The sequence below is a fragment of the Serratia sp. AKBS12 genome, from assembly GCF_024793895.1.
Lineage (GTDB): Bacteria > Pseudomonadota > Gammaproteobacteria > Enterobacterales > Enterobacteriaceae > Serratia_F.
In genome coordinates, this window is the sequence record NZ_JANUSB010000015.1 from 511690 (window position 1) to 525106 (window position 13417).

Below are 13417 nucleotides of genomic sequence, written 5' to 3' on the forward strand. Positions count from 1 at the left end.
TCAGACTTAGCGGAACGGCGGTTCGTTGAAGGTGCGCAGTTTGCGTGAATGCAGGCGCTCACCTTCGGCGCGCAGCAGGTCAATTGCGCGGATACCGATTTGCAAATGCTCTGAAATCGCCCCCTCATAAAAACGGTTTGCCTGTCCAGGCAGCTTGATCTCACCGTGCAGCGGCTTGTCCGAAACGCACAACAGCGTCCCGTAGGGCACGCGGAAGCGGTAACCCTGCGCGGCGATGGTGGCGCTTTCCATATCCACGGCCACCGCCCGGCTGAGGTTAAAACGCAGCGCCGACGCCGAATAGCGCAGTTCCCAGTTGCGGTCGTCGGTAGTGACTACGGTACCGGTGCGCAGCCGCTGTTTGACCTCTTCCCCCGGCATGCCACTGACCATTTTGGTGGCGTCGTACAGCGCACGCTGCACTTCGGCGATGCTCGGGATCGGAATATCTGGCGGTAACACCGCATCCAGCACGTGATCGTCGCGTAGGTAGGCATGCGCCAGCACGTAATCGCCAATTGACTGACTCTCTCGCAGGCCGCCGCAGTGGCCGATCATCAGCCAGGCATTCGGCCGCAGCACCGCCAGATGGTCGCAGATGGTTTTGGCGTTGGACGGCCCGACGCCGATGTTGATCAGCGTAATACCCTGACCGTTGGCGCCGATCAAATGGTAGGCCGGCATCTGGTGGTTTTTCCAGGCCAGATCGGATACGGCCTGCTCGGGCGCCGAGGTTTCTGCGGTGATATAGGTACCGCCAGCACAGGACAGCGCTTGATACGGGCTGTCGGGATCGGCGATTTGTCGGCAGGCCCAGCTGACGAACTCGTCAACGTAGCGGGTATAATTGGTGAATAGCACAAACGGCTGGAAGTCTTCTACCCGCGTACCGGTGTAATGGCGCAGACGCGCCAGCGAAAAGTCCACGCGCAGCGCATCAAAGTGCGACAACGGGAAGGTATCGGTGGCGTGGAATAAGCCATCGGCAGTTTCATCGCCAATTTGTGACAGTTCGGTGGTGGGAAAATGCTGCGCCAACCCGGCGCTCATGGAACGATCCAGCGACAGGCTGGAGCCGTCAATCACATACGGGTAGGGGATCTCGAGCGTTGACGGCACGACCTCGATGTTGGCGCCGTATTCGCTTTGCAGCAGAGTCAGCTGATCGGCCAGATAATGGCGGAACAATTGCGGCCGGGTAACGGAGGTGGTGTAGCAGCCTGGATGGGTGAAACGCCCATAGGCGCGGGTTTTTTTCTCGCTGGGGGCGGTGCCATCCCAACTGACCCGCAGTTGCGGATAGACAAACAGCCCTTCAGCGCGCGCTTTGACGTCAGGCAACTTACCGTGCTCAATATAGGCGCCAATCGCCGTGCGCAGCGCATTTACCGCGTTGTCGTACAGGGTTTCCAGTTGATCCAGTGCCTCGGAGGCCGTCAGTCTGGTGCCCGTTTCGCTGTTGGTCATAATACCCCTTGTAGCTGGTGGTTTCTGGCTGAGAATATGTTAGAAAAGTAGCATATTCTCAATATGTTACAACTGTATGCCGCAGGGATGGGCGGTTCTTCCCCCTCAGCCGGCAGATTCGTGCGGCGTTGGTGGGGGAGCGGCAGCGTTTTTGATAAAGCTGATAAAGGCCTTGAGCGGTGCGGGAACCAGGCGATGGCCAGGATAATAGAGATACGGGCCGGAAAAGGCTGGCCACCAGGGCTCCAGCACCGGTTCAAGCTCGCCGCGTGCAAAATAGGGTCGCAGCCACTCTTCAAACAGCATGACGACGCCGGTACCGGCCATCGCGGCATCGATAGCCAGATCCGCCGCGCCGCCGAGACGCACGACCAGCGGTCCGTCGACATCCACGCGCACCAGCTCGTCGGCCTTGGCGAATTCCCAACTGGCCAGCGCGCCGCTGGGGAAACGCCCGCGTATGCAGGCGTGGTTGAGTAATTCATTCGGGTGTTGCGGCCGGCCGTGCCGATTGAGGTAGGCGGTTGACGCGGCGGCGGCGAAACGTTGGCTGCGCGGGCCGATAGGCACTGCAATCATGTCCTGTTCCAGCCGTTCGTCATAACGGATACCGGCATCACAACCCGCCGCCAAAATGTCGACGAAGCTCTCTTCGGTAACGATTTCCATCTGAATATCGGGATAGGCCGCGAGGAACGGTGACACCAGCGTGGGCAGCACTAGCCGGGCGACGCTGACCGGCACGTTCAGTTTGAGGGTGCCGGCCGGCTTGTCGCGAAAGTGATTGACCGAATCGAGTGCCGCAGCGATCTCGTTGATGGCGGGCGTCAGCCGCTCCAGCAAATCGCGGCCTGCTTCGGTGGGCATTACGCTGCGGGTGGTGCGGTTCAGCAGCCGGACACCAAGCTGCGCCTCCAGCCGGCGTACCGCCTCGCTCAGCCCTGAGGCGCTGGTGCCACTGGTTCTGGCACCTTCACGGAATCCACCGGCGCGCGTTACCGCGACAAACGCCCTTAAATCGTTCAGATCGCTCTTCATCGTGATTGTTCGCCATGTCGCACAGCCCATACCGATTGTGCCGGATTATCGCGCGGTCGAAAAGAGACTATCTTGTCAGTAGTGAATGCAAAAGGAGCGATAACATGTCTCAGATCGAAAATTCAGGCAGTTACACCCTGGGGGAGCGCCGCGTGCACCGCTTGGGATACGGCGCAATGCAGTTGGCCGGTCCGGGGGTATTTGGCCCACCGCGCGATCGTGCCGCGGCGCTGGCGGTGTTGCGCAGCGCCGTTGAGCAAGGGGTTAATCATATTGATACCAGCGATTTTTATGGTCCGCATATTACCAACCAACTGATCCGTGAAGCGTTGGCACCTTACCCTGACGATCTGGTCATCGTCACCAAGATCGGTGCGCGCCGCGGCGACGATGCTGCCTGGTTGCCAGCCTTTTCTGCCGAGGCGTTGACGCAGGCGGTGCATGATAATCTGCGCAACCTGGGGCTGGAACAGCTTGAGGTGGTCAATTTGCGTATCATGTTTGACGCGCACGGCCCGGCGGAAGGATCGATCGAGCAGCCGCTCAGCGTGCTGGCGCAGTTGCAGCAGCAGGGGCTGGTACGCCATATCGGTTTAAGCAATGTGACGCCCAGCCAGGTGGCAGAGGGGCGGCAGATTTGCCCGATCGTCTGCGTGCAGAACCAGTACAATCTGGCCTGCCGTGGTGACGATGCGCTGATCGATGATTTGGCCCGTGACGGCATCGCCTATGTGCCGTTCTTCCCGCTGGGCGGTTTCAGCCCGCTGCAATCCTCGACGCTATCCGAGCTGGCGCAGCAGTTGGCTGTGACGCCGATGCAGCTGGCGCTGGCCTGGCTGCTACAGCGTGCGCCGAATATTCTGTTGATCCCGGGAACCTCCTCGCTCGGCCATCTGCGCGAAAATCTGGCGGTCGCGCAGCTGTCTGTGTCGGATGAGGTAATGAGCAGGCTGAACGCTATCGGTGCCTGACTGGTTGGGCAGGCTAGATGCCGCTGAACCAGTTATAGCCCTGATCCTCCCAGTAGCCGCCGGGGTTGGTGTCGCTGACCACAATGGCGGCGATGTGTTTGGCATTCTTGAAGCCCAGTTTGGTCGGCACCCGCAGCCGCAGCGGATAGCCGTATTCCGCCGGTAGCGCCTTGCCGGCGAAGTCCAGCGCCAGAATGGTCTGCGGATGCAGCGCGGTGGCCATGTCGATACTGGAATAGTAGCGGTCGGCGCACTTGAAGCCAACGTAGCGCGCGTTGAGATCGGCCCCCACCTGTTGCAGAAAGGTGCTCAGCGGCACACCACTCCATTGGCCGATGGCGCTCCAGCCTTCGATACAGATCAGGCGAGTGATCTGGCTGTGCTGCGGCAAGCGCTGTAACTGTGCCAGCGTCCACGGCGCTTTTTTCGCCACCTTGCCGGACACTTCCAGTTGGAAACTGTCGAGATCTACCTCTGGCACGTTGTATTGCGGATAATAGGCGTTGAACGGGAATGGTTGGGTGATCTGGTCTGGGCGATAGGTTTGCGCCAACCGCTGTCGGCTGAACAGCCAGCTCTGCACCCGATCGTTCCAGCGCGACATCGCCCACAGCACTTTATCCACCTGGTCGCCGTCCTGCATATTGCAGCCGGTCAGCATTGCGACACCGCCCAGCGTCAGACCGGATCGCAGCAGCAGGCGACGTTGCAGATTCACCAGGCGTTTTTTCTGATCCGGCTCCAGCGCTGGTGCGCGCAGGGTTTTATTCTTCACGTTGACCTCCAGTTAGCATGGCCCACAGCGTGCGTGGCACGAGAATCACCATCAGCAGGTGAATCACCACAAACAGTCCGATCGCCGCCATGGCGAAAAAGTGCACGTAGCGCGCAGTGTCGAACCCGCCGAACAGCGCCACCAGCCAGGACAGCTGCACCGGTTTCCAGATGGCCAGACCGGACAGCACCAGCAACAGGCCAAGCAGTAGCACGCCCAGATACATCAGTTTTTGAATACTGTTGTAGTGGCCGTGCCGGTGTTGCAGACGCAGCGTCAACGCCTGCCAGAGATCCTGTCGCAGCGTACTGATGCGCAGCGGCAGCAGATCGTGGCGAAAATGGCCGCTGAACAGGCTCCACAGCAGATAGCACAGCCCGTTGAGCGCCAGCAGCCACATTACGGCCAGATGCCAGCCAATCGCGCCGCCCAGCCAGCCGCCCAGCGTAATCTGCGGCGGAAAGCGGAAGTCGAACAGCGGCGAGGCGTTGTAGATCTCCCAGCCACTCATGAACATGCACACCATGGCGAACAGATTGACCCAGTGGGTTATCCTGACCGGCCAGCGGTGCGCCGGCCGCGGCGCGTTGGTTTTCATCGTTGGCTCCCGGGTTACATTGGCGGCACGGTGCCGTCTTTACCGGCGGAAATGCGCGTTGCCACGCGATCGCCCTTGGCGTCGGTCGCGGAGAACAGCACGATGTGCGCCCCGGGCTTCAGCAGGCTGCGATCGCCCGGATCGAGCGTCACAATCGGCACGTCGTCCGGTACGATCACGGTTTTTTGCTGGTTGCCGTAATTCACCGTCAGGGTGCGGCCATTGGCGTTAACCAGTTTGCCCACCGTGCCGTTAGTCATGGTATCCACCTTGCCATCGGCCGATTCCCATGGCGAATGGCCTTCGCCGGTGCCACGCAGGCTGGCGGCGAAGACATGCACTTCCAGTGCCTTGAGCGTGCCGTCGGCCTGCGGGACCGCGGCGGTGCCGATAAAGCTGTCGGGCTTGATATCGTCCGCGCTGCCTTTCGCGACGCTGAATACCTGGGTCTGATCGTTGAGTTTGACGTCTATCTTGCTGCCTTTACGGTCGGTGAGCTGCAACTGGGTATCACTCACCTGATCGATGGTGCCGCGCAGCGGCGCGATGGCTTTGCCTGGGGTTTGCGCGGCGGCGGCGATGCCGCTGCACATCATCAGGCTGGACAGCAGTAAACCGGCAATACGGTGACGAGTAAGCATAAATCTCTCCTGTAGTTGGTTGCCGATTAAGCATGGTCGAGTAATAGGGTCAGCTCCATGTCGATTTGATGACATTAATGTCATCAAGTTTGGCAGTCGAAACTGCTAATATTTCCGTGGGCGTAATGAGGTAATGAACATGCGAATACTGGTGGTTGAAGACGATACCAGCACCGGCGATTATCTGAAGAAAGGGCTGGAAGAGGCCGGTTACCGCGTCGATCTGGCGCGTAACGGCACCGATGGGCTATTCCGGGCGCTGGAGCATGGCTATGATGCCATTGTGCTCGACGTGATGCTGCCGGGGCTGGACGGTTGGCAGATTATTGAGGTGTTGCGCAAGAAAAGCGACGTGCCGATCCTGTTCCTCACCGCGCGCGACGGGGTACAGGATCGCATTCACGGCCTTGAGCTGGGGGCCGATGACTATCTGATCAAACCGTTTTCCTTTACCGAACTTGTACTGCGCCTACGCACCTTGCTGCGCCGCGGTACGGTGCGCGAAGCCGATCATTACGCGATTGCCGATCTGCACATTGACGTGCTGCGCCGCAAAGTGGTGCGTCAGGAACAAACCATTGTGCTGACCAACAAGGAGTTTATGTTGCTGCACCTGCTGGTGCGGCGCGAGGGCGAGGTGCTGTCGCGTACCATGATTGCCTCGCAGGTATGGGACATGAACTTTGACAGCGACACCAACGTGGTGGACGTGGCAATCAAGCGGCTACGCGCCAAGATCGATCGGCCGTTTGCGCTCAAACTCATTCATACCGTGCGTGGCATCGGCTACGTGTGCGAGCCGCGCGCATGAGCCGGCTGGCGGCGCGCTGGCGCTCACTGTCGCTGACGTTGCGCAGCGCGATGCTGTTTGCCCTGGCGGCGGCGTTGGTGGTCAGCGCCGCGGGCAGCTACCTGTATGGCGCGATGCGCCAGGAAATGGTGTATCGCAGCGACGTGCAGATCATCGGGCGGGTCGAATACTTCCGGCATCTGCTCAGCCAGCGTTTTCCGCTTGAACGGCTGACCGCCAATACCGGGTTATTTGAAAACATGCTGGGTAACGAGCAGGATGTGCTGATCTTCCGGTTGCAGGGGAAAAACGCCTTAATCAACGTCAATCCGGGCAGGCTGAATTTGCCGGCAGTCACACCCACACCGCCCGGGCAGCCGCAAATGCGTAGCGCGGTGCAGGCCGGCGCTACGCCGCAGGGGGTGCCACTGCGCGTGGTGTCAGCGCTGGTGAAGCTGGAGGACGGCGCGCTGCTGCAAATAACCGCCGCCCACGTTATGGCCAATGAACAGAAGATGCTGGCGCGTTACCTGTGGCGCATTGTCGCGGCGGTGGTTGCGGCGTTTCTGTCGATTGCCCTGTTAGGCTATTGGGTGATGCGTCGTGAACTGCGTCCGCTGTGGCGAATGGCGGCCCAGGCGGCGGCGATCTCGCCCCAGACGCTGTCGACCCGGCTGAGTGAACAGGGGGCGCCACAGGAACTGCAGCAGCTGATCCGCTCTTTTAATGCCATGCTCGACAGGCTGAATGCGGGCTACCAGCGTTTGACACAGTTTTCAGCCGATCTGGCGCATGAAATCCGCACTCCAATCGGCGCGTTGATGGGGCAGTGTCAGGTGGCGTTGTATCAGCCGCGCAGTACCGAAGAGTATGAAACCCTGCTGTCGACCAATATGGAAGAGCTGGAACGCATTTCGCGGATGGTGGAAAACATCCTGTTTTTGGCGCGTGCCAGCGAAGCGCAATCGGTGCTCAACTATCGCCAACTGGACGTGGCGCGGGAACTGCAACGGGTCGCCGATTATTTCGAAGGGCTGGCGGAGGAGCGCGGCATGACGCTGGTGTGTGACGGCGAAGGGCAAGTGCAGGCCGACGCCATGCTGTTCCAGCGTGCGCTAAGCAATCTGGTGGCCAATGCGGTGCGTTACGGCGATGAACAGAGTCAAATCGTGCTGCGCGCCGTGGCGCAACACGACGCGTTGGTGGTACGGGTGATCAACCAGGGGCCACCGATTGCCGCCGAGCATCTGGAAAAACTGTTCGATCGCTTTTATCGCGCCGATGCCGCGCGCAGCAGCCAGGCCAGCGGGTTGGGGCTGTCGATCGTACGCGCCATCATGACGCTGCACGGCGGTGAAGTCCAGGCGGCGTGCTACGCCGAACCTCCTGGCGCGCAGATCGTTTTCAGCCTGATTTTCCCGCGCTAAACGCCGCCGGCTTGCTCCGGCGGCATAAAAAACTTTGCATGATCTGCACTTATCAAACATCCTTTAAAACAAGGTTTCGTTTTTTGCTGTGGGCTAATTTTGAACTTACTTGATGACATGCGGCAGCGCGTTACCGGTGCGCGTTGGTATGGCAAAAGAACAAGCTATCGAGTGCTGTTTTGGCGAGAGATCACGCCATTGGCGGTACCGATTTTGCTGGAAAATGCTTGCGTATTGCTGATGGGGGTGCTGAGCACCTTTCTGGTAAGTTGGCTCGGCAAGGAGGCGATGGCCGGCGTGGGGCTGGCGGACAGCTTCAACATGGTAATTATCGCTTTCTTCGCTGCGGTCGATCTGGGTACCACGGTGGTGGTGGCCTTCAGTCTGGGCAAGCTGGATCATCAACGGGCGCGTTCCGCGGCGCGGCAGTCATTGGTGCTGATGACCCTGGTGGCGTTTATGCTGGCCATTGGCATCCATTTGGCCGGTGAACAGATCATTGGCGTGATCGCCGGCGAGGCGACGCCGGAAGTGAAAGCGCTGGCGCTGTCTTACCTGCAAACCACGGTGTGGAGTTACCCGGCGGCGGCGATTGCGCTGATCGGCAGCGGCGCATTGCGCGGTGCTGGCAATACCAAGCTGCCGTTGCTGATTAACGGCGGCATGAACATTCTCAATATCATCATCAGCAGCGCGTTGATTTACGGTATTCCGGGTTGGGATGGGCTGGGGTTCATTGGCGCCGGATTGGGGTTGACCATTACCCGTTACATTGGCGCTCTGGCGATTCTGTACGTGTTGATGATCGGTTTCACCCCGGCGCTGCATATTACGCTGCGCAGTTACCTGACGCCGCTGAAGCTGAACATCCTTTGGGAAGTGTTGGGGATTGGCATTCCCGCCAGCATCGAGTCGGTGTTGTTTAACGGCGGGAAATTGCTGACGCAAATGTTTGTTGCCGGCATGGGCACCAACGTGATTGCCGGTAATTTTATTGCCTTTTCTATTGCCTCACTGATTAATTTGCCGGGCAACGCGCTGGGCTCGGCGTCGACCATTATCGTCGGCAAGCGGCTGGGCAGGGGGCAGGTGGGACAGGCGGAGCGGCAGTTGCGCTTCATTTTCTGGCTATCGACCATTTTCATGACGCTGGTCGCCTGGGGCAGTGCGCCGTTTGCCGGGCTGTTTGCTTCGTTTTATACCCAGCAGGACGATGTAAAAGAGGTGGTCAAGACGCTGGTGTGGCTGAACGCGCTGTTTATGCCGATCTGGTCTGCTTCCTGGGTGCTGCCGGCCGGTCTGAAAGGGGCTCGCGATGCCCGATTTGCCATGTGGGTTTCCATGCTTGGCATGTGGGGGTGTCGCGTGGTGGCCGGCTACACCCTCGGCATCGTACTTGGGATGGGCGTAGTCGGCGTCTGGTTGGGGATGTTCCTGGATTGGGCGGTGCGTGGTGCCTTCTTCTACTGGCGGATGATCAGCGGGCGCTGGTTGCAGAAATACCCGCGCCATCAAACGCGCCAGAACGGTTAAGCGCCCAACCACCTACGGCGCTGATTGTCGGGCAACGCCGGTACGTTCAGTCAAACAGGTTTTCCGGCAGGTCGGCCAGATACAGCGCCGGCTTTCCTTCAACGTCCGAGGTAAACAACACCTGGCGGTCATCTGGCGTAAAGGACGGATGCGGATGGGTGACCTGACGATCGCCATCCAGCACGCGCCATGAACTGTTATGCGCCGCCAGCCGGGCCTGACGGCGACGTTTGGTATCGAACACGTACAGCCACGGATCGTTTTGAATGCTATAGCCTTGCGCATCCTGCACATCGACCGGGGTACCGGAACCATCGCCGACCAGCAGACTGCCGTCATGGTTACTCATCAGGTGCGAGCAGGCCGGCATTTCCATCACCACTTCATCGCTGCCGCTGAGCGGATCAAACCGGCAAATATGACGCTGCTGGCGGCCCTTCATATAGGAAACGTACATCAGCGCCGAGCCGTCCGGTACCCAGAACTCGTGTGTGCAACTTTCACCTTCGGCATGGGTTTTCACTTTGCGCAACTGGCTGCCATCTTCATTAATCAACCACATGCGGGCATCGACCCGATCGTGCGGCCCCTCATGACAGAACGCCACGCAGCTATCATCATTGGGGCGGTAAATAGGATGTCCGAGCCAGGTGGCGGCTTGGTGAATGACCGTGGCCTTGCCGCTGTGAAGATCGATGCGCAGCAGGCGACAGCGTGGTTTTTTGGTGAAGAAGGTATGGAACACCTGCCAGTCGGACAGTGGCACCCAGTCACGGCGATCGATTTCTATGCCCACCAGACTGGTGCATTCACCGTTAGCCACCCAGGTGCCATAGCCGACCCACTCCTCCGGTACGTGGTACACGGTGCTTTCCTGTAGTGTGCTCAGCGTTACCCGCCGCAGCTCTCGTTCATTTTTTACGTAATAGAGAAAGCGCTCATCCGGTGACAAAAACCCGCCAAAGGTATTGTCACCGGCGCCTTCGGTCAACTGCACCGCCTGCTGTTGCTGCCGATCCAGCAGATAATAGTTGCGATGACCGTCAAACTCGGCGGCAAACAGCAGCTGACGGCCATTCTGGGTAAAGCATTTTTGATAGAAGTAATTACGATGGCACAGTACCTCCGGCGGGGTGAGGCGCGTAACGCGCGCGCCGGTACCGGGATCGTTAAACTGATGAAAATCAAGATTGATGACAGAACCCTTAGCCACAATGGCCTCCTTGGTGCTGCCGGCGTCACGCCCGGCATTGGTTTAATTTTGGTAAATTAAAACGGTGTTTCATTTTGTGTTGAAATCATAACCAAATTAACCAATGCGCCAATCGAACTGGCTAATTTATGCGATGTAGATCGCATAATTCCCGTTTACCGTTAACTGCGTCTCAAAAATAATTTAAATAATCCTTCAGATTCTCTTATGTGATATTCATCACATCAATCCCTTTCGCATGCCAGTATAAAACGATTCTCCTATAAAAATGAAACGCAGGTTCAATTATAAAAAGAGAACAATCTGATGATAACGAAAGGTGTGCAACCTGTGGGCAGGTCGGTGACGTTGGGGCATCAGTTGGCTTACGGCGGCGGGAATTTGCTCGGTAGCGGGGCGCTGGCGATCAGCGGCGCCTGGTTATTGTATTTTTATACGACCTTCTGTGGGCTGACGCTGCTCCAAGCGTCGTTCATCTTTTCCGTGGCCAGCGTCATCGATGCGATAAGCAATCCGGTAATGGGTTATCTGACTGATAACTTCGGCCACACCTGGCTTGGCAAACGCTTTGGCCGGCGGCGGTTCTTTGTGCTGATCGGCGCACCGTTGATGCTGTTCTACCCGCTGTTGTGGGTAGAGGGCTTCGGCTTTTGGTATTACCTGTCGACCTATGTCATTTTTGAATTGATCTACACCTCGGTGATGGTGCCTTACGAAACCCTGGCCACCGAAATGACCGACGACTTTGCCGTGCGATCCAAGCTGACCGGGTACAAGGCCATTTTCGGCAAAATGGCGAACTTCCTGGCGGCCTTTATTCCGGGACAATTCATCCTGCTGTATGGCAAGGAGTCGGCACAGCCGTTTCTGTACACCGGCATCACCTACGGCCTGATTCTATTTATTGCCGTCGGCATGTTGTATCGCTATTCATGGGAGCGCAAGGATGGCGACCTCTCGGTGGCGCCGGCCAAGCGTTCGCTGATGAAAACGCTGGTTTCGCTGGCGCGTGACATGCAGTTGACCTTTTATCTGCGTGTATTCCGCAAACACCTGGGCATGTATCTGTTCGGGTTTGGCGCTGAATGGCTGTTCGCCTCGGTCTTCACCTATTACGTGATCTTTGTCCTGCAGTACGATCCGGCTATCCTGGCGGGGTTGAACAGCCTGAACGCCATGCTGCAACTGTTTTCCACCGCGGTATTTATTGGCCTATGCGTGAAAAAAGGTTTCAGCAAACCGTATAACTGGGCGCTTGGTATCGTGATGTTTTCCGTGGGGTGTTATTCGCTGCTGCATTTCTTCAACCTGCCAACGCACATCGCCACCATGGCGATTATCGGTATTACCGTGCTGTTCGGCCTGGGCACCGGCGGGGTGTATTACATCCCGTGGACGGTTTATACCTTCCTGGCCGACGTGGACGAAGTGTTTACCGGCCGCCGGCGCGAGGGGATTTACGCTGGCGCGATGACCTTCTCCGGCAAGATTGTGCGCTCCATCATCGTGTTTACCATGGGCGCGATCCTCAGTTATTACGGCTTCCAGTCCAAAGCGCATACTCAGCCGGAGACGGCGATCGTGGCGATCTCCTGGGTGTTCTTTGCCGGCGTGGCGATTCTGGCGCTGGTGGCAATTGTATTCAGTAGTCAAATGACACTCAACCGCCAGACGCACCGCGTGGTGCTGGACGAAGTGGCGCGCATTAAAGCCGGCGGTCAATTGGCTGACATTACGCCAGAGGCGCGGGCGGTGATCGAAAAACTGGTAGGCCTGCCGTATGAACAATGCTGGGGCAACAGCAAAATCTGCCAGAAAATGAACCTCATTCCCGAGGCTGGCATCAGCCAACCGACGGCGGCTTCCCAGCTGTGATCCTCCGTTAAACCCGATCTGGAACGTCCCCTCTCTGGGGGGGCGGTTATCGCCGAAAGGAAAGTACCCTGAAGAGCCAGTTGCAGCTCAAGCATAGTATCGCCAGCTTATATTTGGTCTTTAGTTTTAATTAAAATAAAACTACGTTTCTATTTTGTTGATCGGCGCCATCAGAAACGATAGACTTTCTTCATCATCACGGTTTGGCGGCGTTGAACGCGTCGCCGCGGGTGACAACGGCGGCAGTACGGGTGGTGAGCCGCGGATCCCTCTTCGACACAGGCGCAGGCGCCTTGAGCACAAAGGAAACGCTATGATTCTCGATAATTTTGCATTGCAGGGTAAGGTGGCTATCGTGACTGGTTGTGATACCGGTCTGGGACAGGGCATGGCGATCGGGCTGGCGCAGGCGGGCTGCGATATCGTCGGTATCAACCTGGTTGAGCCGCAGGAAACCATCGCCAAGGTGACCGAACTTGGGCGCCGTTTTCTCAGCCTGCAAGCCGATCTTGGCTCGCTGGAGGGCCTGCCTGCACTGTTGGAGCGTGCGCTGGCCGAGTTCGGTCATATCGATATTCTGGTCAACAACGCCGGCATCATCCGCCGCCAGGATGCGCTGGAATTCAGCGAAAAAGACTGGGATGAAGTGATGAACCTGAACATCAAAACGGTGTTCTTCCTGTCGCAGGCGGTGGCCCGCCAGTTCATTGCGCAAGGGCGCGGCGGCAAAATCATCAATATCGCGTCTATGCTGTCTTATCAGGGCGGCATTCGCGTGCCTTCCTATACTGCGTCAAAAAGTGCGGTGATGGGAGTAACGCGTCTGCTGGCCAACGAATGGGCCAGCCACGGCATCAACGTCAACGCGCTGGCTCCGGGCTATATGGCCACCAACAACACGCAACAGCTACGTGACGACGAAGCGCGCAGCGCAGCGATCCTGGAGCGTATTCCGGCGGGGCGCTGGGGTCTGCCGCAAGATTTGATGGGGCCGGTGGTGTTCCTGGCGTCGCCGGCTTCCGATTACATCAACGGTTTTACCCTGGCAGTGGACGGCGGCTGGTTAGCCCGTTAACCCTGCATGACACC

General features: G+C 58.3%; 12 protein-coding genes. 6 read left to right on the top strand and 6 right to left on the bottom strand.

Annotated features, from left to right (window positions below):
* Positions 1-6: 6 nt before the first annotated feature.
* Both NYE85_RS12255 and NYE85_RS12260 read right to left on the bottom strand, forming a co-directional pair.
* Entirely contained in the window at positions 7-1467 is a 1461-nt protein-coding gene (locus tag NYE85_RS12255) for an AMP nucleosidase (RefSeq protein ID WP_259005034.1), read from the bottom strand.
* Positions 1468-1572: 105 nt separating this feature from the next.
* A complete protein-coding gene (locus tag NYE85_RS12260; RefSeq protein ID WP_259005036.1) occupies positions 1573-2505 on the bottom strand; it encodes a LysR family transcriptional regulator in 933 nt (310 codons plus the stop codon).
* Between the two features lie 104 nt (positions 2506-2609).
* Here NYE85_RS12260 and NYE85_RS12265 point away from each other — a divergent pair, with 104 nt between their 5' ends.
* Positions 2610-3476: an aldo/keto reductase family oxidoreductase gene (locus NYE85_RS12265; protein WP_259005037.1), complete on the top strand. Its 867-nt coding sequence runs from the start codon at positions 2610-2612 to the stop codon at positions 3474-3476.
* A gap of 13 nt (positions 3477-3489) precedes the next feature.
* On the opposite strand, the gene NYE85_RS12270 is transcribed toward NYE85_RS12265, so the two are convergent.
* The 3 genes from NYE85_RS12270 to NYE85_RS12280 are packed head-to-tail and all read right to left on the bottom strand — an operon-like array spanning position 3490 to position 5490.
* Positions 3490-4251: a molybdopterin-dependent oxidoreductase gene (locus NYE85_RS12270; RefSeq protein ID WP_259005039.1), complete on the bottom strand. Its 762-nt coding sequence runs from the start codon at positions 4249-4251 to the stop codon at positions 3490-3492.
* On the bottom strand, positions 4241-4849 hold the full coding sequence (locus tag NYE85_RS12275) for a cytochrome b/b6 domain-containing protein (RefSeq protein ID WP_259005040.1): 609 nt from the start codon (positions 4847-4849) through the stop codon (positions 4241-4243). Before NYE85_RS12275 ends, NYE85_RS12270 begins: the two co-directional genes overlap by 11 nt.
* A 14-nt stretch (positions 4850-4863) precedes the next feature.
* The gene (locus tag NYE85_RS12280) at positions 4864-5490 is read right to left on the bottom strand and encodes a hypothetical protein (protein WP_259005041.1); all 627 of its coding nucleotides are present in this window, start codon (positions 5488-5490) and stop codon (positions 4864-4866) included.
* Positions 5491-5629: 139 nt separating this feature from the next.
* Between NYE85_RS12280 and NYE85_RS12285 the strand changes: the two genes are divergently transcribed.
* The 3 genes from NYE85_RS12285 (at position 5630) to NYE85_RS12295 (ending at position 9240) form a co-directional block, all read left to right on the top strand.
* Positions 5630-6301: a heavy metal response regulator transcription factor gene (locus tag NYE85_RS12285; RefSeq protein ID WP_259006312.1), complete on the top strand. Its 672-nt coding sequence runs from the start codon at positions 5630-5632 to the stop codon at positions 6299-6301.
* Entirely contained in the window at positions 6298-7707 is a 1410-nt protein-coding gene (locus NYE85_RS12290; RefSeq protein ID WP_259005042.1) for a heavy metal sensor histidine kinase, read from the top strand. Before NYE85_RS12285 ends, NYE85_RS12290 begins: the two co-directional genes overlap by 4 nt.
* Positions 7708-7824: 117 nt before the next feature.
* Positions 7825-9240 (top strand): EmmdR/YeeO family multidrug/toxin efflux MATE transporter, encoded by a 1416-nt coding sequence (locus tag NYE85_RS12295; RefSeq protein ID WP_259006313.1) that lies wholly within the window; start codon positions 7825-7827, stop codon positions 9238-9240.
* A 46-nt stretch (positions 9241-9286) separates the two neighbouring features.
* Here NYE85_RS12295 and NYE85_RS12300 read toward each other — a convergent pair whose 3' ends face one another.
* Positions 9287-10453, bottom strand: coding sequence for an oligogalacturonate lyase family protein (locus NYE85_RS12300; RefSeq protein ID WP_259005043.1), 1167 nt, complete (start codon positions 10451-10453; stop codon positions 9287-9289).
* 306 nt (positions 10454-10759) lie between these two features.
* Here NYE85_RS12300 and NYE85_RS12305 point away from each other — a divergent pair, with 306 nt between their 5' ends.
* Positions 10760-12328, top strand: a complete 1569-nt coding sequence (locus NYE85_RS12305) for an MFS transporter (protein WP_259005044.1) — start codon at positions 10760-10762, stop codon at positions 12326-12328.
* Between the two features lie 313 nt (positions 12329-12641).
* On the top strand, positions 12642-13403 hold the full coding sequence (gene kduD / locus NYE85_RS12310; RefSeq protein WP_259005046.1) for a 2-dehydro-3-deoxy-D-gluconate 5-dehydrogenase KduD: 762 nt from the start codon (positions 12642-12644) through the stop codon (positions 13401-13403).
* Positions 13404-13417 lie beyond the last annotated feature (14 nt).

What these genes read in the sequence shown, in the direction of transcription:
- NYE85_RS12295 (WP_259006313.1), top strand. Translation starts at nt 7,825, where the DNA reads ATGCGGCAGCGCGTTACCGGTGCGCGTTGGTATGGCAAAAGAACAAGC.
- NYE85_RS12290 (WP_259005042.1), top strand. Translation starts at nt 6,298, where the DNA reads ATGAGCCGGCTGGCGGCGCGCTGGCGCTCACTGTCGCTGACGTTGCGC.
- NYE85_RS12275 (WP_259005040.1), bottom strand. Translation starts at nt 4,849, where the DNA reads ATGAAAACCAACGCGCCGCGGCCGGCGCACCGCTGGCCGGTCAGGATA.
- NYE85_RS12255 (WP_259005034.1), bottom strand. Translation starts at nt 1,467, where the DNA reads ATGACCAACAGCGAAACGGGCACCAGACTGACGGCCTCCGAGGCACTG.
- NYE85_RS12260 (WP_259005036.1), bottom strand. Translation starts at nt 2,505, where the DNA reads ATGAAGAGCGATCTGAACGATTTAAGGGCGTTTGTCGCGGTAACGCGC.
- NYE85_RS12265 (WP_259005037.1), top strand. Translation starts at nt 2,610, where the DNA reads ATGTCTCAGATCGAAAATTCAGGCAGTTACACCCTGGGGGAGCGCCGC.
- kduD (WP_259005046.1), top strand. Translation starts at nt 12,642, where the DNA reads ATGATTCTCGATAATTTTGCATTGCAGGGTAAGGTGGCTATCGTGACT.
- NYE85_RS12280 (WP_259005041.1), bottom strand. Translation starts at nt 5,490, where the DNA reads ATGCTTACTCGTCACCGTATTGCCGGTTTACTGCTGTCCAGCCTGATG.
- NYE85_RS12285 (WP_259006312.1), top strand. Translation starts at nt 5,630, where the DNA reads ATGCGAATACTGGTGGTTGAAGACGATACCAGCACCGGCGATTATCTG.
- NYE85_RS12305 (WP_259005044.1), top strand. Translation starts at nt 10,760, where the DNA reads ATGATAACGAAAGGTGTGCAACCTGTGGGCAGGTCGGTGACGTTGGGG.